This window comes from Enhydrobacter sp., from assembly GCF_030246845.1.
In the GTDB taxonomy this organism is placed as follows: domain Bacteria; phylum Pseudomonadota; class Alphaproteobacteria; order Reyranellales; family Reyranellaceae; genus Reyranella.
On the sequence record NZ_CP126889.1, the window covers coordinates 313069 to 330258 of the forward strand.

Annotated in this window: 15 protein-coding genes; all 15 read right to left on the reverse strand. The window is 70.9% G+C overall.

Annotated features, from left to right (window positions below):
* Positions 1 to 55: 55 nt before the first annotated feature.
* The 15 genes from ftsA to OJF58_RS01770 are packed head-to-tail and all read right to left on the reverse strand — an operon-like array spanning position 56 to position 16985.
* Positions 56 to 1291, reverse strand: coding sequence for a cell division protein FtsA (gene ftsA, locus OJF58_RS01700; protein WP_300781346.1), 1236 nt, complete (start codon positions 1289 to 1291; stop codon positions 56 to 58).
* A 21-nt stretch (positions 1292 to 1312) separates the two neighbouring features.
* Positions 1313 to 2227, reverse strand: a complete 915-nt coding sequence (locus OJF58_RS01705; protein WP_300781347.1) for an FtsQ-type POTRA domain-containing protein — start codon at positions 2225 to 2227, stop codon at positions 1313 to 1315.
* Positions 2224 to 3153 (reverse strand): D-alanine--D-alanine ligase, encoded by a 930-nt coding sequence (locus OJF58_RS01710; protein WP_300781348.1) that lies wholly within the window; start codon positions 3151 to 3153, stop codon positions 2224 to 2226. Before OJF58_RS01710 ends, OJF58_RS01705 begins: the two co-directional genes overlap by 4 nt.
* Complete coding sequence (murB, locus tag OJF58_RS01715; protein WP_300781349.1) at positions 3150 to 4094, reverse strand: UDP-N-acetylmuramate dehydrogenase; 945 nt, start codon at positions 4092 to 4094, stop codon at positions 3150 to 3152. Before murB ends, OJF58_RS01710 begins: the two co-directional genes overlap by 4 nt.
* Positions 4091 to 5569 carry a UDP-N-acetylmuramate--L-alanine ligase gene (gene murC / locus OJF58_RS01720; protein ID WP_300781350.1) on the reverse strand — a complete coding sequence of 493 codons (1479 nt, stop codon included), beginning with the start codon at positions 5567 to 5569 and terminating at the stop codon, positions 4091 to 4093. The genes murB and murC overlap by 4 nt, the downstream gene beginning before the upstream one ends.
* Positions 5566 to 6687: an undecaprenyldiphospho-muramoylpentapeptide beta-N-acetylglucosaminyltransferase gene (gene murG, locus OJF58_RS01725; RefSeq protein WP_300781351.1), complete on the reverse strand. Its 1122-nt coding sequence runs from the start codon at positions 6685 to 6687 to the stop codon at positions 5566 to 5568. The genes murC and murG overlap by 4 nt, the downstream gene beginning before the upstream one ends.
* Complete coding sequence (locus tag OJF58_RS01730) at positions 6687 to 7814, reverse strand: putative peptidoglycan glycosyltransferase FtsW (RefSeq protein ID WP_300781352.1); 1128 nt, start codon at positions 7812 to 7814, stop codon at positions 6687 to 6689. Before OJF58_RS01730 ends, murG begins: the two co-directional genes overlap by 1 nt.
* Positions 7811 to 9202 carry a UDP-N-acetylmuramoyl-L-alanine--D-glutamate ligase gene (gene murD, locus OJF58_RS01735; protein ID WP_300781353.1) on the reverse strand — a complete coding sequence of 464 codons (1392 nt, stop codon included), beginning with the start codon at positions 9200 to 9202 and terminating at the stop codon, positions 7811 to 7813. The genes OJF58_RS01730 and murD overlap by 4 nt, the downstream gene beginning before the upstream one ends.
* Before the next feature lie 3 nt (positions 9203 to 9205).
* Complete coding sequence (gene mraY, locus OJF58_RS01740; RefSeq protein ID WP_300781354.1) at positions 9206 to 10297, reverse strand: phospho-N-acetylmuramoyl-pentapeptide-transferase; 1092 nt, start codon at positions 10295 to 10297, stop codon at positions 9206 to 9208.
* A gap of 1 nt (position 10298) precedes the next feature.
* On the reverse strand, positions 10299 to 11708 hold the full coding sequence (locus tag OJF58_RS01745) for a UDP-N-acetylmuramoylalanyl-D-glutamyl-2,6-diaminopimelate--D-alanyl-D-alanine ligase (protein WP_300781355.1): 1410 nt from the start codon (positions 11706 to 11708) through the stop codon (positions 10299 to 10301).
* Entirely contained in the window at positions 11705 to 13192 is a 1488-nt protein-coding gene (locus OJF58_RS01750; protein WP_300781356.1) for a UDP-N-acetylmuramoyl-L-alanyl-D-glutamate--2,6-diaminopimelate ligase, read from the reverse strand. Before OJF58_RS01750 ends, OJF58_RS01745 begins: the two co-directional genes overlap by 4 nt.
* A complete protein-coding gene (locus OJF58_RS01755) occupies positions 13176 to 15026 on the reverse strand; it encodes a penicillin-binding protein 2 (protein ID WP_300781357.1) in 1851 nt (616 codons plus the stop codon). Before OJF58_RS01755 ends, OJF58_RS01750 begins: the two co-directional genes overlap by 17 nt.
* Positions 15023 to 15577: a hypothetical protein gene (locus OJF58_RS01760; RefSeq protein WP_300781358.1), complete on the reverse strand. Its 555-nt coding sequence runs from the start codon at positions 15575 to 15577 to the stop codon at positions 15023 to 15025. The genes OJF58_RS01755 and OJF58_RS01760 overlap by 4 nt, the downstream gene beginning before the upstream one ends.
* The gene (gene rsmH, locus OJF58_RS01765; protein WP_366526809.1) at positions 15574 to 16509 is read right to left on the reverse strand and encodes a 16S rRNA (cytosine(1402)-N(4))-methyltransferase RsmH; all 936 of its coding nucleotides are present in this window, start codon (positions 16507 to 16509) and stop codon (positions 15574 to 15576) included. The genes OJF58_RS01760 and rsmH overlap by 4 nt, the downstream gene beginning before the upstream one ends.
* On the reverse strand, positions 16506 to 16985 hold the full coding sequence (locus OJF58_RS01770; protein WP_300781359.1) for a hypothetical protein: 480 nt from the start codon (positions 16983 to 16985) through the stop codon (positions 16506 to 16508). The genes rsmH and OJF58_RS01770 overlap by 4 nt, the downstream gene beginning before the upstream one ends.
* Positions 16986 to 17190: the final 205 nt, after the last annotated feature.

Below are 17190 nucleotides of genomic sequence, written 5' to 3' on the forward strand. Positions count from 1 at the left end.
TATTCTTTCTTATCAACATCTCTTGGGGACAGTTTCGTCCCATACAACATATTGCCTAAAAGTTTTCCCTAATCCAACTGCCAATCCGGCCGATTCGAGTCGACGGCGGCTCGACGACCGCCGGTTGCGACTGCGCCGGCGCGTGATGCAGGAGCGCGTAGGAGAGAAGGCCGGCGGCCGCGGAAAAGGCCGGCCCGCCGGTCGAATCCGCCAGTCCCGCGAGCCTGAGCGGGGCGCCGATGCGCACCTTCTTGTTGAGGATCGCCGACGCCACCTCGCCCACACCGTCGAGCTGGCAGGCGCCGCCGACCAGGACGGCGCGTCCGCCGGCCAACTTATCCACACCGCTGGCCTCGAGCCGGCTGCGCACCAGCTCGAACGTCTCCTCGATGCGCGGGCGGATGATGCCGACCAGGATCGAGCGCGGGATGTGGTTGGGCTGCGTGCGGTCCTCCTCGCCGATCAGCGGCACGTCGACGATGTCGTACTCGTCGTTGGGCTTGGCGACGGCGCGGCCGATCTGGGTCTTCATGCGCTCGGCATGGGCCAGCGGCGTGGCGAGCCCGCGGGCGATGTCGCGCGTGACATGGTCGCCGCCCACCGGGATCGAATCGACGTGCACGAGATTGCCCTCGTAGAACACGGCGATCGAGGTCGTGCCGCCGCCCATGTCGATCAGCGTGACGCCCAGGTCGCGCTCGTCGGCCACCAGCGAGCTCAGGCCGGCGGCGTGGCTCGCCACCACCCGGTCGGCGATCTCGAGATGGGCGCGGCGCACGCAGACCTGCAGGTTGCGCATCGAGCCGCTGGCCGCCGTCACGAGATGGACGTCGACGCCCAGCCGCTCGCCGAACATGCCGCGCGCGTCGCGCACCGACGTGCCGTCGACGGTATAGCCGATCGCCTCGGAATGGATGATGTCGCGGTCCGCCGTCTCGGCCGGCAGGTGGATGTGCTGCTGCACGCGGCGCACGTCGCGCTCGCCGATCTCGTGATGGCCGATGCCGACTTCCAGCGTCTGGGTATGCGAGGCCGGCGAGCCGCCGCTCACGCCGACGATCACCTCGCGCACCTGCTCGCCGCACATCTCCTCGGCGGTCGAGACTGCCGTCGAGATGGCCCGCGTCGCCGCCTCCATGTCGATGATGTTGCCGGTGCGCATGCCGAGGGCGGGCTGATGGCCGATACCGACGACCCGCAGCCCCTGCCCGTCGACCCGCGCCACGAAGCAGACGACCTTGCTGGTTCCGATATCGAGCGCCGCGATGACGCCGTTCCTTGTCTTGGCCACGATTGTCCCCCGTGCTTCACGCTACACTTTCGACTGCGCCTGCTTGCCCGTCGCCGCCGCCGGCGGATCGTCGGCCGAGCCGCGCTTCCTGAGATAGAGCTTGTCCGGCAGGCGAAGATCGATCACGCCGAACTCGCGCGACAACAGCCTGTAGTCCTGGTCGAGCTTGGCCAGCCGCTGCAGGGCGGCGACCGCATCCTCCTCCGGCAGCTTGACCTCGACCTCGTTCTTCAGGATCAGGTTCCAGCGCCGCTGGCCGACCCAGACGGCCGAGCGCACCTGCTTGGCGATCTGCGGCTCGTAGGCGAGCAGCAGCAGGAGATCGCCGACATGCTCCGGCGCGCCGGTCCCGCCCAGCAGCAGCAGCCGGTCGGCACCGGGCGGCAGGCGGCTCGCGCGCACGGTGCGACCGTTCTGGTCGATCAGCGTGTATTCGTTGCCGTTCTGCCAGATCGCGACGGCGCGGCGTTCCTTCAACGTCACGTAGAGCGTATCGGGCAGCCGCCGCTCGACCGTGGCGCTCGCCACCCAGTCGATCGCCTCGAGCCGGTGCCGCGCCGCCTCGAGGTCGATGCCCAGCAGCGAATCGCCCGCCTTGACGTTGAGCGCGGCGAGGATCGCCTCGCGCGTGACATAGTCGCGGCCCTCCACCGTCACGTCGGCGAGCTTGAAGGGCGTGATCGCGCGCAGCACGTGATGCGTGACCTCGGCGACGTGCGCCTGGGCTTCGGCGACCCAGCCCTGGCGCCAGGCGACCCAGCCGCCGCTGCCGCCCAGCCCCAGCAGAAGCACGACGAGGCCGAGCAGCACCGGCCGGCGCCAGATCGGCCGGCTCGGCTTGCGCGGCGTGGCGCGCTTCCTCTTGCGCCGCCGGTCGTAGTCGCGCTTGCGCGGCACGCCGCCGGACGAGGTCGGGTTGCGCGTCGGCGCCTTCATGCCGGCCGCCTCGCGTGATCGACCATCCAGGTCATGAGCTCGGACCACGAGATGCCCGCCCACTTCGCCTGCTCGGGCGCGAGCGAGAGCGGCGTCATGCCGGGCTGGGTGTTGAGCTCCAGCATCACCAGCCCCGTGGTGCCGGGCTTGCTGTCGTCCCAGCGCAGGTCGGCACGGCTCAGCCCGTCGCAGCGCAGCGCCTGGTGCGCCATCAGCGCCCACTGCCGCGCCTGCTCGTAGACCTCGGCCGGGATCGGCGCGGGGATCAGATGCTCGGTGATGCCGTCGGTGTACTTGGCCTCGTAGTCGTAGAAGCGCGTGCGCGGGCGCAGCTCGGTGACCGCCACCGCCTTGTCGCCCATCACCGCCACGGTGAGCTCGCGGCCCGCCACGTACTTCTCGATCAGCACGCGCTCGCCGAACGCCGCCTCGGCCGCCTCGACCGCGGCGAGGTTGTCGCCCTCGCGCACGATATGGACGCCGACGCTGGAGCCCTGGTCGATCGGCTTCACGACATAGGGACGCGGCATGGGATCGCCCGACACCAGCGCGCGCCGCTCGACCACCCTGCCCTCGGCGACACGGATGCCGATCGAGGTGAAGACGTGCCGCGACATCGGCTTGTCCATGGCGATGGCCGAGGCCAGCACGCCGGAATGGGTGTAGGGCACGGCCAGGATCTCGAGCACGCCCTGGATGCAGCCGTCCTCGCCGTACCTGCCGTGCAGGGCGTTGAACACGACATCCGGACCGCCGCCGTCCGCCGGCCGCAGGAAGTCGACCAGCGCCCGGAGGTCGCGCTTCACGTCGTACTCGATCACCGTGTGGCCGCCCTCGCGCAGACCCGCGGCGCAGGCCTTGCCGCTCACCAGCGACACCTCGCGCTCGGGCGACCAGCCGCCCATCAGGACCGCGACCGTGCTCATGCCGGCGCTCCCGCCTCCACTCTCGCCTTGGCCTCGCCGATGCGGCGGATCTCCCACTCGAGCCGGATGCCGCTGTGCTCCAGCACGCGGCGGCGCACCTCCTCGCCCAGCGCCTCGATGTCGGCGGCCGTCGCGGCGCCGAGATTGACCAGGAAGTTGCAATGCTTGTCCGACACCTGCGCGTCGCCGATCCGAAGCCCGCGGCAGCCGGCGCGGTCGATCAGCTCCCACGCCTTGTGGCCGGACGGATTGGTGAAGGTCGAGCCGCCGGTGCGGCTGCGCGGCTGGGACTCGGTGCGGGCGCTGTCGATCTCGGCGATGCGGCGCGCGATCGTCATCTGGTCGCCGGGCCTGCCGCGCAAGGTCGCCGAAGTGAAGATCCAGTCGGACGGTGCATCGCTGTGACGATAGCGAAAACCGAGCTTCGCCGGGAGAACATCGTGCAGCGCGCCGCCGCGATCGACCGCTTGCGCCCCAACCAGCACATCGGCCAGCTCGCCGCCATAGGCGCCGGCATTCATGCGCAGCGCGCCGCCGATCGTGCCGGGAATGCCACTCAGGAACTCCAGCCCTTCGAGCGCATGGTCGCGCGCGGTGAGGGCGACGTTGAGATCGAGCGCGCCCGCGCCCGCCGTCACCTCGTCGCCCTCGACCGCCACGCCGGCGAAGCCGCGCATCAGGCGGATCACCACGCCGCCCACGCCGCCGTCGCGCACCAGCAGGTTCGAGCCCACGCCCAGCACGGTGACCGGCACGTCGGCCGGCAGCGCCGCGAGGAAGCTCGCCAGATCCTCGGTGTCGGCCGGACGGAACAGCACCTCGGCCGGCCCGCCGGTGCGGAACCAGGTCTGCGGACCGATCGGCGCGTCGGCCGTCAGCCGGCCGCGCGGCCTGGGGAGCCGGTCGATCAGATGGCTGCGGGAGGCCGCGAGCGCCGTCATGCCGCCGACCCGCTGTTGAAGGGGCCCGGATCGTTGGCGATGGCGCGCGGGCCCGCCTGCTCGGCCGCGATCTGGCGGAGCTGGCCCGGCAGGGCGTGCGCCCACGAGGTGATGTTGCCGGCACCCAGGCACACCACCACGTCGCCCGGCCGCGCGATCTGCCAGACGAGCGCCGGCAGGTCGCCCGGCGCGTCGAGCGGCATGACCTCGCGATGGCCGGCGCGTCTCACGAGGCTCACCAGCATGTCGCGGTTGACACCGGCGATCGGCATCTCGCCGGCGGCATAGACGTCGGCGATGATCACGGTGTCGGCATCGGCGAAGCAGGTCGCGAACTCGTCGCGCAGCGAGGCGAGCCGCGTGTAGCGGTGCGGCTGCATCACCGCGATCACGCGGCCCGAGCCGCCATAGGCCTGGCGCGCCGCGCGCAGGACGGCGGCGATCTCCACCGGATGGTGGCCGTAGTCGTCGATCACGGTGATGCCGTGCGCCTCGCCTGTCCGGGTGAAGCGCCGCTTGACGCCCGAGAACGAGCCCAGCGCGCGGCGGATCACCTCGTCGGGCAGCCCCATCTCCTGCGCCACCGCGATGGCGGCGAGCGCGTTCTGCACGTTGTGCTGCCCGAACATCGGCAGCCTGAGCCCCTCGATCGAGCGCGATTCGTTGGTGACGCGGTTGGCGATCAGCACGTCGAAGTCCGCCCCGGTGCGATCGAGCCGCAGGTTCGTCCCGCGCACGTCGGCATTGACGCCAAGGCCGTAGGTGACGATCCGCCGGTCGGCGATGCGCGGGATCAGCGCCTGCACCTCGGGATGGTCGGCGCACAGCACGGCGAAGCCGTAGAACGGCAGGTTCTCGACGAAGCGCACGAAGGCGTCGCGCAGCGCGTCGAAGGTGCCGTAGTGGTCGAGATGCTCGGGATCGACGTTGGTGACGATGGCGATGGTGGCGGGCAGGCGCAGGAACGAGCCGTCCGACTCGTCGGATTCGACCACCATCCAGTCGCCGGCGCCGATGCGGGCGTTGGTGCCGTAGGCGTTGATGATGCCGCCGTTGATCACGGTCGGATCGAGCCCGCCGGCGTCGAGCATCGAGGCGACCATCGAGGTGGTCGTGGTCTTGCCGTGCGTGCCGCCGACCGCGATCGACCATTTGAGCCGCATCAGCTCGCCCAGCATCTCGGCGCGCCGCACCACCGGCACCAGCCGCGCCCGCGCCGCCAGCACCTCGGGATTGTCCTTCTTGACCGCGCTCGAGACCACCACGACCTGGGCGTTGCCGAGATTGTCGGCACGATGGCCGATCGCGACCCTGATGCCGAGCTCGGCCAGCCGGCGCGTGTTGGCGCCCTCGGCCACGTCGCTGCCCTGCACCTTGTAGCCGAGGTTGTGCAGCACCTCGGCGATGCCCGACATGCCGATGCCGCCGATGCCGACGAAATGAATGAGACCGATATCGAGCGGCAGCGCCCTCATACGACGACTCCTGACGGCGTAAGGGTGGGAGAGATCAGCTCGCCGACGACGTCGGCCAGCCGTGCCGCGGCATCCGGCCGGCCGGCAGCATGCGCGGCGCGCGCCATCTCGTCGAGGCGGTGCGGCGCCGCAACGAGCGCGGCGAGCTGCGCGGCGAGCGTGGCCGGGATGAAGTCGGCCTGCGGGATCACGATGCAGGCGCCGGCGGCCTCGAAAGCGCGGGCATTGGCCATCTGGTGGTCGTCGGCGGCGTAAGGATAGGGGATCAGGATCGAGGGCCGGCCGATGGCGGCCAGCTCGGCCACGGTCGAGGCGCCGGAACGGCCGATCACCAGATGCGCCGAGGCGAGGCGCTGCGGCAGGTCGGGAAAGAAGGGCGCGAGATCGGCGACGATGCGCGCCTGCGCGTAGAGCCGGCGCACGCCTTCGATATCCTCGGGCCGGCACTGCTGGACGAGCCTCAGTCTCGCGCGCAGCTCGGGCGGCAGGGACAGGATCGCCTCGGGCACGACCTGGCTGAACGAGGCGGCGCCCTGGCTGCCGCCGAAGATCAGGATGTCGACCACCCGCCCCGGCCCGGGCGCGCGGTAGGTCGCGCCCCTGAGCGCCCGCACCGGCTCGCGCACCGGATTGCCGACGAGGCGCGTGCGGGCATCGCCGGCGGCCAGATGGCGGGTGCGCGCGAAGGAGGTCGCCACGCGCACCGCGCCGCCCAGCACCAGCCGGTTGGCCTTGCCCAGCACCGCGTTCTGCTCGTGCAGCATCGCCGGCATGCGGCGCAGCCGGGCGGCCAGCATGGTCGGCACCGAGGCGTAGCCGCCGAAGCCCACGACCGCCGACGGACCGATGCGGCCGAGCGCCCGCCAGGCATCGAACAGCCCGGCGCCCAGCAGCAGCAATGCAACCAGGCGCGCGCTCAGCGAGCCGCTGGGGCTCGCCGAGTGGATATAGTGGATCGGCCGGTGCGCCAGCGCGCCCTGCCACTGCCGGCCGCGCGCGTCGGTCACCAGCGCGAACGGCACGCCGCGCGCCTCGAGCTCGCCGGCCAGCGCCTCGGCCGGGAACACGTGCCCGCCGGTGCCGCCGGTCGCGAGGACGACGGGGCGCGGTCCCGCCATCAGACGATCTCCCTCAGGCCGGCATGCTCGCGCGTCAGCGCCAGCATCATGCCGACGCAGATCGCCATCGAAAGCGCCGACGAGCCGCCGTAGGAGATGAACGGCAAGGTCATGCCCTTGGCCGGGATGAGCTGCACCGTCGAGGCCATGTTGATGGCGGCCTGCAGGCCGAACTGCACGGCGAGCCCGGTCGCGGCCAGCGTGATGAAGAGGCTGGTCTCCTTGGTGGCCCGCTGGAGCGCACGCAGGGTCACGAAGACGAACAGCAACAGGATGATCAGGCAGACGATCAGGCCGAACTCCTCGCCGCACACCGCCATCACGAAATCGGTGTGCGCGTCGGGAAGTTGCGCCTTCACCGTGCCCTCGCCCGGCCCGCGCCCGAACAGCGAGCCGTTCATGAAGGCCTCGAGCGCGGTGTTGACCTGGTAGTTGTCGCCCGACGAGGGATCGAGGAAGCGGTCGAAGCGGCTGCGCACATGGGCGAAGGCGAAGTAGGCACCGACCAGGCTCGCCGCGCCGCCAACCACGCCGAAGCCCGCGACCCACATCGGCAGGCCGACAACGAAGAGCTGGGCCGCCCACACCGCCGCCACCACGATGCTCATGCCGAGGTCGGGCTGCATGATCAGGAGCGCCAGCACGATGCCGACCAGCAGGGTCGAGAGGATGTAGCCCGGCGCGGTCCGCTCGGCGCGGCTCTGCGCCAGCAGCCAGGCCGAGATCACGGCGAGGCTCGGCTTCACGAACTCCGACGGCTGGATGCCCGAGAGGCCCGGCACCGCGATCCAGCGCCGCGCGCCCTTGATCTCGACGCCGATCACGAAGGTCAGCGCCAGCAGCACGACGCTGGCCACGAACACGATCAGCGACAGCCGCCGCACATGGCGCGGCGAGGCGAGCGAGATGGCGAGCATCAGCGCCAGCGCCATCGGCAGGAACACGAACTGGCGCTTGGCGAACATGAAGGAGTCGGCGCCGATGCGCTCGGCGGCGGGCGGCGAGGCGGCGAGCGTGAGCAGCACCCCGAAGGCCATGATGGCCAGAACGGCGCCGAGCGCCCAGCGGTCGACCGTCCACCACCATTGGCCGATGACGCTGCGGTCGTCGCGCGGAACCTGGATCATGCCGCCTCCCCCAAACTCTGTGCCCCCGGCAGCGCCCGCGCCATGGCGCGGAAGGCGTCGCCGCGATGCTCGTAGCTCCGCCACTGGTCCCACGAGGCGCAGGCCGGCGACAGCAGCACGACGGCCTTGCCCGCGCCGCTCTCGCGCCGGCTGAGCGCGTAGGCCGCGTCGAGCGCGGACTTGAGATCGCCGCAGCGGCTGAACGGCAGCTTGCCTTCGAGCTGGCCGGCGAACAGCTCGGTCGCCTCGCCGATCAGGAAGGCGTGGCGCACGCGGTCGAACCAGGGCGCGAGCGGCGCCACGCCGCCCTCCTTCGCCTGGCCGCCCAGGATCCAGTAGATGTCGCGATAGGACGAGAGCGCCCGCGCCGCGGCGTCGGCGTTGGTCGCCTTGCTGTCGTTGACATAGACGACGCCGCCGACCGCCGCGACGCGCTCCTGGCGATGCGGCAGGCCGGGATAGCCGCGCAGGCCCTCGACGATCGCCTCGCGCGGCACGCCGAGCCAGCGGCAGGCCGCCCAGGCGCAGGCCGCGTTCTGCGCATTGTGCGCGCCCGGCAATGTCGGCACGTCGGAAAAGTCGACCGTGTAGCCATCCGCATCGACCAGCATGCCGGCGCGGAAGGAGACGCCGCCCGCGATCGGCCGGTCGAGCGCCACCGGAACGACGGCAGCGCCGCCGCGGGCGGCGAGCGTCTCGCGCATGGCGCGCGAGAAATCGTCGTCGACGCCGATCACCGCGCAGTCGCCGGTCTGCTGGCGGTCGAAGATGTGCGCCTTGGCCGCGACGTAGCCCGCCATGTCGCCGTGGCGGTCGATATGGTCGGGCGTGATGTTGAGCCAGACCGCGACATGGGCGTGGAAGGTGTCGAGCAGCTCAAGCTGGTAGGAGGAAAGCTCGAGCACGTACAGGCCCTCGGCGCCGAGCGGGGCGAGATCGAGCGCGCCGCGGCCGATATTGCCGCCGACCTCGCAGGCAAGCCCCGCGCTCTTCAGGATGTGGCCGATCAGCGCCGTCGTGGTCGACTTGCCGTTGGTGCCGGTCACGGCGACGTAGCGTGCGGCGGTGCGGGCGCGCGCCAGCAGCTCGACGTCGCAGATCAGCGGCTTGCCGGCCGCCCGCGCCGCCGCCGCGACCGGATGCGGCCTGGGCAGGCGGTTGGGGATGCCGGGGCTGATGACCAGCGCGCTGATCCCCGGCCACTCGATCCGGTCGGGCTCGACGAGGCGGGCGCCGATCGCCGCCGCGGCGTCGCGCGAGGGTGCGTCGTCGTCCCAGGCGACGCAGTCGATGCCCGACGCCTTCAGGGCGCGCACGGTCGCCAGGCCCGAGCGCGCGAGCCCCAGGACGGCGAAAGACGAGCCCTTGAGGACGCCGAGATCGATCATGCGCTACCTGAGCTTCAGCGTGGCGAGACCGACCATCGAGAGGATGGCGGCAATGATCCAGAAGCGGAAAACGATGGTCGGCTCGGCCCAGCCCTTCTGCTCGAAATGATGATGCAGCGGCGCCATGCGGAAGATGCGCCGGCCGGTCCATTTGTACGACAGCACCTGCACGATCACCGACACGGTCTCGAGCACGAACAGCCCGCCCACGATCGCCAGCACGATCTCGTGCTTGGTGACAACGGCGACCGCGCCCAGCGCGCCGCCGATCGCGAGCGACCCGGTGTCGCCCATGAACACCATGGCGGGCGGCGCGTTGAACCACAGGAAGCCGAGGCCGGCGCCGACCAGTGCCGAGAGCACGACCGAAAGCTCGCCCGAGCGCGGGATGTGATGCAGGTAGAGATAGTTGGTGTAGACCAGGTTGCCGACCACGTAGGCGATCAGCCCGAACACGATCGAGGCCATGATCACCGGCCCGATCGCGAGGCCGTCGAGCCCGTCGGTCAGATTGACGGCGTTGGAGGTGCCGACGATCACCAGCACGGCGAAGACGAGGAATCCGACGAGGCCGAGCGGCACCAGCACGTCCTTCAGGAACGGCAGCGCGAGCGTGTAGCGCAGCGCCGGCGGCGAGGCCTGCCCGATGAAGTAGGCCGCCACCGCCGCCACGGCGATCGAGAGGCCGAGCTTCACCTTGCCCGGTACGCCCTTGGGATTCTTCTTGGTGACCTTGAGATAGTCGTCCCACAGGCCGACCGCGCCGAAGGCCACGGTGATGCCGAGCACGATCCAGACATAGCGGTTGGTGAGATCGGCCCACAGGAGCGTGGCCACCGAGAGCGAGATCAGGATCAGCAGCCCGCCCATGGTGGGCGTGCCCTTCTTGCCCATGACGTGGCTCGCGGGACCGTCCTCGCGGATCGGCTGGCCCTGCTTCTGCTTGCTGCGCAGCCAGCGGATCAGCCGGCCGCCGATCAGGAAGCTCAGCACCAGCGCGGTCAGGAAGGCCGCGATCGACCGGAAGGTCAGGTAGCGGAACAGGTTGAAGGGCGAGAACAGATCCGCCAGGGGGTAGAGAAAGTTGTAGATCATCTCAGCGTTCCGTTTGGCCGCCGCTGGCGGCGAGGACCGCATCGACGACAATCTTCATCTTCGAGCCCAGCGAACCCTTCACCGCAATCACGTCCCCGGCGCGCAAGGCGGCCGCGACGTCCGGCGCGAGCGCCGCCGAATCGGGCCGGTGCACGCCGCGCCGCTCCGCCGGCAGGCGCTGCCACAGCGCCTTCATGTGCGGACCGCACAGGAAGACCTGCGCCGCGCCGCTCGCCGCCACCGCCTCGGCGAGACCGGCATGGTAGCAATCCGCCTTCTCGCCGAGCTCGCGCATGTCGCCCAGCGCCAGCAGCCGCCGGCCGCCCGAAGCGGGCTCGGTTCGCGCCAGCACCGCCAGCATGGCGCGCATCGACGCGGGATTGGCGTTGTAGCTCTCGTCGATGAGCTCCACCGTGCCCGGGCCGAAGGCGAGACGCCGCCGCGCGCCGCGACCCGGGGAGGCCTCGACCCCGGCCAGCGCAGCCGCCGCCCGGTCGAAATCCGCGCCCAGCGCCTCGACGGCGGCCAGTGCCGCCAGGCTGTTCAGGACCCAGTGCTCGCCCGCCGCGCCCAGCCGATACTCGATCCGGCGGCCATGGATCAAGGCGACAACGTCGCTGCCGCGATCGTGCAGGGAGCACGCGAGGAGGCGCGCGTCGGCCGCCTCGCTGCGGCCGAAGCCCACGATGCGCGAAACGCCGAGCCGGCGCGCCCTGGCGGCCAGCCGCTCGAAATGGCGGTTGTCGCGATTGAGCACCGCGACCGCGCCGTCGCGCATGCCGGCGAACAGGCAGGCCTTCTCGTCGGCGATCGCTTCCTCCGAGCCCATGTGGCCGATATGGACCGGTTCGACATTGGTGACGATGCCGACATGCGCCTCGACCAGCCGCGCCAGCGGCTCGATCTCGCCGGGATGGTTCATGCCGATCTCGAACACGCCGTAGCGCGCCTCGCGCGACAGGCGGGCGAGGCTGATCGGCACGCCGACATGGTTGTTGAAGCTGGCGGCGCTGGCCGCGGTCGGCGCCTGGGCCGAAAGCATCGCCCGCAGCGCATCCTTGGTGCTGGTCTTGCCGGCCGAGCCGGTGACGCTTGCCACCTTTGCCGCGCTGCGCTGCCGGCCGGCGCGCCCGAGAGCGACCAGCGCCTGCATCGTGTCCGGCACGCGCACCAGCCTGCCCTGCCCTTCCGGCAGGTCGCGCGACACGACGGCGGCTGCGGCGCCGCGATCCAGCGCCTCGGCGACGAAGGCGTGGCCGTCGCTCGTCTCGCCGGCGAGCGCGAAGAAAAGATCGCCCTTGCCGACCGCGCGGCTGTCGAAGGTGACGCCGACCGCCTCGAACGGCGCCGCCGGCATGGCGACGGGCGACAGGGCGCGCGCGATCTCGCCGGAGGTCCAGAGCGCCGTCATGCGCCGCTCCGCACCAGCGCGCGCGCCACCTCGGCATCGTCGAAGGGATGGGTGACGCCGGCGATGGTCTGGCCGGTCTCGTGGCCCTTGCCGGCGATCAGCAGCAGATCGTCGGACGAGCGGAGCGCGGCGAGGCCCTGCGCGATGGCGGCGCGGCGGCCCTCGCGCACCTCGGCCCAGTTCGTCCGCTCGGCCGGAATGCCGCGGCAAATCTCGGCGCGGATCGCCTCGGGCGATTCGGAGCGCGGATTGTCGTCGGTCACCAGCGTGAGGTCGGCGAGACGGGTCGCGATCTCGCCCATTACCGGCCGCTTGCCGCGGTCGCGATCGCCGCCGCAGCCGAACACCACGACCAGCTTGCCCTTCGCGAAAGGCCGCAGCGTCGCCAGCACCGTCTCCAGCGCCTCGGGCTTGTGGGCGTAGTCGACATAGACCGGCGCACCGCTTTCATGCCGCGCGACGAGCTGCAGCCGGCCGGGCGCACCGCAGAGCGTCGCGAGCGCCGCCACGGCGCGCGCGGCATCGCCGCCCGTCGCCACGACGAGACCGAGGGCGGCCAGCGCGTTCGAGGCCTGGAAGCCGCCGACCAGCGGCAGCTCGACCTCGTGCCGGGTGCCCAGCACCTCGATCGCGAGATGCTGGCCGACTGCCGTCGGTCCGTCGTCGAGCAGCCTGAGCTCGCGGCCCTTGCGGCCGTAGGTCCAGAAGCGCAGGCCGCGGCGCGCGGCGACCTGCGCCAGTGCCTCGGCGCGCGGGCTGTCGGCGTTGACGACGGCAGTGCCGCCCGGCGGCAGCAGCTCCTCGAACAGCCGCGCCTTGGCGGCGAAATACGCCTCCATGGTCGGATGATAGTCGAGATGCTCGTGGGTCAGGTTGGTGAAGGCCGCGGCCGAGAGCTTCAGCCCGTCGAGCCGATGCTGGTCGAGGCCGTGGCTCGACGCCTCGATGGCGAGATGCGTCACGCCCTCGCGCGCCAGCGTGGCGAGATCGGCGTGGAGCTGCACCGGATCGGGGGTCGTGAGGCCCGCTTCGCGCGTGAAGCCCGGCGAGGCGATGCCGAGCGTGCCCACGCTCGCCGCGCGGAGGCCGAGCGCGCTCCAGAGGTGGCGCACGAAATGGACGGTCGAGGATTTGCCGTTGGTGCCGGTGACGGCGGCGATCGTCGCCGGCTGCAGGCCGGCGAAGGCCGCCGCCATCAGCGCGATGCGCCGGCGCGGGTTGGGATCGCGCACGACGGCGATCCCTGGGCCGAGCGGCGGCAGGGCCGACTCCGGCGCGGCCAGGATCGCAACCGCGCCCCTCTTCACCGCATCGGCGACGAAGCGGGCGCCGTCGGCGTGGGTGCCCGCCAGGGCCGCGAACAGGAAACCCGGCCGGACCTGGCGCGAGTCGAGGGTGAGACCGGCGAGGACGGGATCGCGCGGCAGCGCGCCGACGGCCCGCTTGTCGGCGCTCTCCCGCATCAGCTCACTCAACCGAGGCACGACGCGCTCCCGGAGGCGCCGCCAACTGCTCGCCGGGTCGCAGGGGCAGCGCCCTGTGCTCGTTCCTCTGCCCGCGCGCCGAGACCGGCACCGCGCGCACGACGCTGGTCTCGGGGATCGGACGCGATCCGATCTCGAGCGAGGCCGGCCGATCGTTCCAGTCGCCGGGCAGGATGCCGTAGAGGGACACGATGTCCTCGATGATGACCTTCACGCTGGGGGCGGCGACCATGCCGCCGGTCGCGTAGCCGCCGGTCTCCTTCGTTCCCTTCGGCTCGTCAAGCGAGACCAGGACCACGAACTTGGGATCGCTCATCGGAAAGGCGCCGACGAAGGAGCTGAACAGCGCCTTCCGGGCGTAGCCGCCGTGCGCCACCTTTTCCGCCGTGCCGGTCTTGCCGCCGACCTCGTAGCCGGCGAGGTTGGCCTTCTTGCCGGTACCCTCGACCGCGTTCAGCCGCATGAGCTGGCGCATCGTCATCGAGGTCTTGGCCTGGATGACGCGGTGGCCGCTGTCGCGCACCGAGTTGCGCTTGAGGAAGGTCGGCCAGAACTCGATGCCGCCGTTGATCATCGCCGCCACCCCCATGACCACGTGCAGCGGCGTCACCGACATGCCGTGGCCGAAGGCGATGGTCATGGTGTTGATCTTCGCCCAGTGCCGCGGATAGAGCGGCGTGCCGAGCTCCATCAGCTCGGTGTGCAGCGGCTTCAGGAAGCCCAGCTTGTCGAAGAAGGCGCGCTGCGCGTCGGTGCCGACCTCGACCGCCATCTTGGCCGAGCCGATGTTGGACGAGTACTTGAAGATCTCCGGCACCGACAGCACGCGGTGCGGCACGTCGGGATCGTCGTGGATGTAGAAGCGGTCGATCTTGATCGGCGAGCTGGCGTCGAACTTGTCGCCGAGCGAGACCTTGCCGCTGTCGAGGGCGAGCGCGGTGTTGAACACCTTGAACATCGAGCCCTGCTCGTAGACGCCGAGCGTGGCGCGGTTGAACAGGGCCTCGTTGGTGATGGTGCGCGCCTTGTTGGCGTCGTAGGTGGGCAGCGACGCGAGCGCCAGGATCTCGCCGTTGGTGACGTCCATCACGATCGCCTGCGCGCCGATCGCCGAGAACTTCTGCACCGCGTGCGCGATCTCGTCCTCGACCATGCGCTGCAGCCGCAGATCGATGGAAAGCTGCACGGTCTGGCCGCTCTGGAGCTGCTGGTCGAAGTAGCGCTCGATGCCGCCCAGGCCGGCATTGTCGATGTTGGTGTAGCCCACGACGTGCGCCGCGGTCGAACCTTGCGGATAGATGCGCCGCTCCTCGGCCTGGAACTCCAGCCCGGGAATGCCGAGCCGGTTCACGAGGTCGTTCTCGCGCGGGCTGAGCGCGCGCTTGATCCAGACGAAGGTCTTGTCGGACTCGAGCTTGGCCTTCACCTCGTCGTACTTGAGGTCGGGCAACACCGAGACGATCTTGCGCGCCGCGTCGGGCGCGTCGATCACGAGGTGCGGATTGACGAACGCCGACATGACCGGCAGCGAGGTGGCGAGCACGATGCCGTTGCGGTCGACGATGTCGGCGCGCTCGGACTGGATCGCGCCGCCCTGCGCGGCCACGCGCTGCGTCGGCTCGCCGCCGTCGCGCAGCAGCGACACGTACGACATGCGCATGGCGATCGCCGTGAAGGCGACCACCAGAAGCGCCCCGGTGACGACCAGCCGCTGCCGGGCAGTCTCCTGCACATCGCCCTTGTAGCGCTCCTTGGGCGAGGCGTAACGCGCGCCGGCCGCCGCGGGGGACGCGGCGGCCGGTTCGGGCGGACCTTTCTTGCGCCACAGACTCACCGACGCTCCCCTTCGTTTCGCGCGAGGATGTCGTCGATGGTCAAGGCGGCGCCGCGGTCCACCTTTGCCGGACCCGAGGGGGCCGGCGCTTCAGCGAGAGCCGGTCGAGGGGGCGTCGTGGGTCCGGAGAAACGCCCTGGATGGGGTGCGGAGGCCGGCGAGGGGCTGCCGGCCTCCGCTGCGACGCGACCGCCACCGGGCAAAGTCGACGAGGGGACGTCGTTGCCCGTTCGTGGGGGGGAAGGGAGTGGCGTATCGCGTCGCGGGGGGACAGATGACGGGTTCTTGAGCGAGTCGAGGCGCACGACCTGCTTGATCGAGGCCTGCTCGAGCTGGAGATGGGCGTTGGCCAGATGCTCGATGCGCTCGGCCTCGTTGAGATGCGCCCACTCGATCTTGAGGATGTGCGTTGCCTGCTGGCTTTCGACGATCTTCTGGTTGGTGCGGTCGATCCTCTCCTCGAGGTCCTGCACCTTGTATTTGACGGCGAACAGCCCGATCGCCGTGGCGACCGCGACCACCGACCAGAACAGGAGCCCGCGATGGATCATGCGCGGTCCCCGAGCTTCTCGGCGACGCGCAACCGGGCGGAGCGCGCGCGCGGGTTGGCGGCGATCTCGGCCGCGCCCGGCGTCACCGGCCGGCGCGTGAGGTCGCGCAGCGTCGCGCCGCGCGTCGTGGCCGCGGGCGGCGCATGGCGCGACGGGCCGGGTGTCCGCCCCGCCCGCGCCCGCACGAAATCCTTGACCGCGCGGTCCTCGAGCGAATGGAACGACACGACCGCCAGCCGGCCGCCCGGCGCCAGCACCGACTCGGCCGCGACGAGGCCGCGCTCGAGCTCGCCCAGCTCGTCGTTCACCGCGATGCGCAGCGCCTGGAAGGTGCGCGTCGCGGGATCGCTCTCGTCCTTCGCCGAGGGCCCCACCGCGCGGCGCACGATCTCGGCCAGCTCGCCGGTCGTCTCGATCCGCTTCTGCCGGCGGCGCTCGACGATGGCGCGCGCGACGCGGCGGCTGCGCCGCTCCTCGCCGTAACGCCAGAGGATGTCGGCCAGCTCCGCCTCGTCCGCCTCGTTCACGAGGTCGGCCGCCGAACGGCCGCGCTTTTCCATGCGCATGTCGAGCGGCCCGGAGGCGCGGAACGAGAAGCCGCGCTCGGCGCGATCGAACTGCATCGACGACACGCCAAGATCGAGCGCCACGCCGTCGACTTCGGCGACGCCTTCGGCCGACAGAAGATCCGCCATGTCGCCGAAGCGGCCCTCGATCAGGCGCAGCCGCGGCGTGTAGCGCTCGACCAGCGCCCGACCCGCCGCCAGCGCGTCGGGATCGCGGTCGATCGCGATCACCTGGCAGTCGGCGCGGTCGAGGATTCCCCTGGCATAGCCGCCGCCGCCGAACGTGCCGTCGACGTAGCGGCGGCCATCGCGCGGCGCGAGCGCCTCGACCACCTCCTGAACAAGCACGGGAACGTGGCCGGTCATGCCTCGCCTCCCGTCAGGCCGCGCACGAACGCGGCCATCCGTTCGCGATCGGCGTCGCGCCGTGCCTGCCAGCGCTTGGGATTCCAGAGCTGGAACTTGTCGCCCTTGCCAACCAGCATCACGCCGCCTTCGACCTCGAGCACCTCGGCGAACTCGGCCGGCAGCGTGAACCGTCCGTCGGGCTCCATCGGAACGTTGCGCGCGGTCGAGGAGAGAAAGCCCGCCGGATCGAAGGCCTCGTCGTCGAGCGCGACCTTGAGCGCGCCCTTCGGCCCCAGCGCCTCGGCGCGCAGGCGCTCGAGCATCGCATCGAAGCCGGCATGGCTGTTGCCGTTCACGACACCGGGCACGTTGGGCGAGTGATAGAGGATGAAGGCGCCGCGGTCCTCGGCCGGCAGCTCGTCGCGAAAGGCGGCGGGCATCAGAACCCGTCCCTTCTTATCGAGCTTCAACAGGATCTCGGACCGGAATGCCAACGGCCCTCTCCCCCTGGTTCCCGCGCCGCCGGTGCCCCACGCCCCTGCGTCGTCTGATACACGGGATACATTGGGATAACATGGGAAATCCCGGGACGCAACGTCAAAAAGCGATTCGACAAGGAATCCGAAGGGCTTAGATGCTACATCTATTGTCGGTATGACGGAAACAATCGCAACATTTTGTGGTGGCGCATTCCCGTCC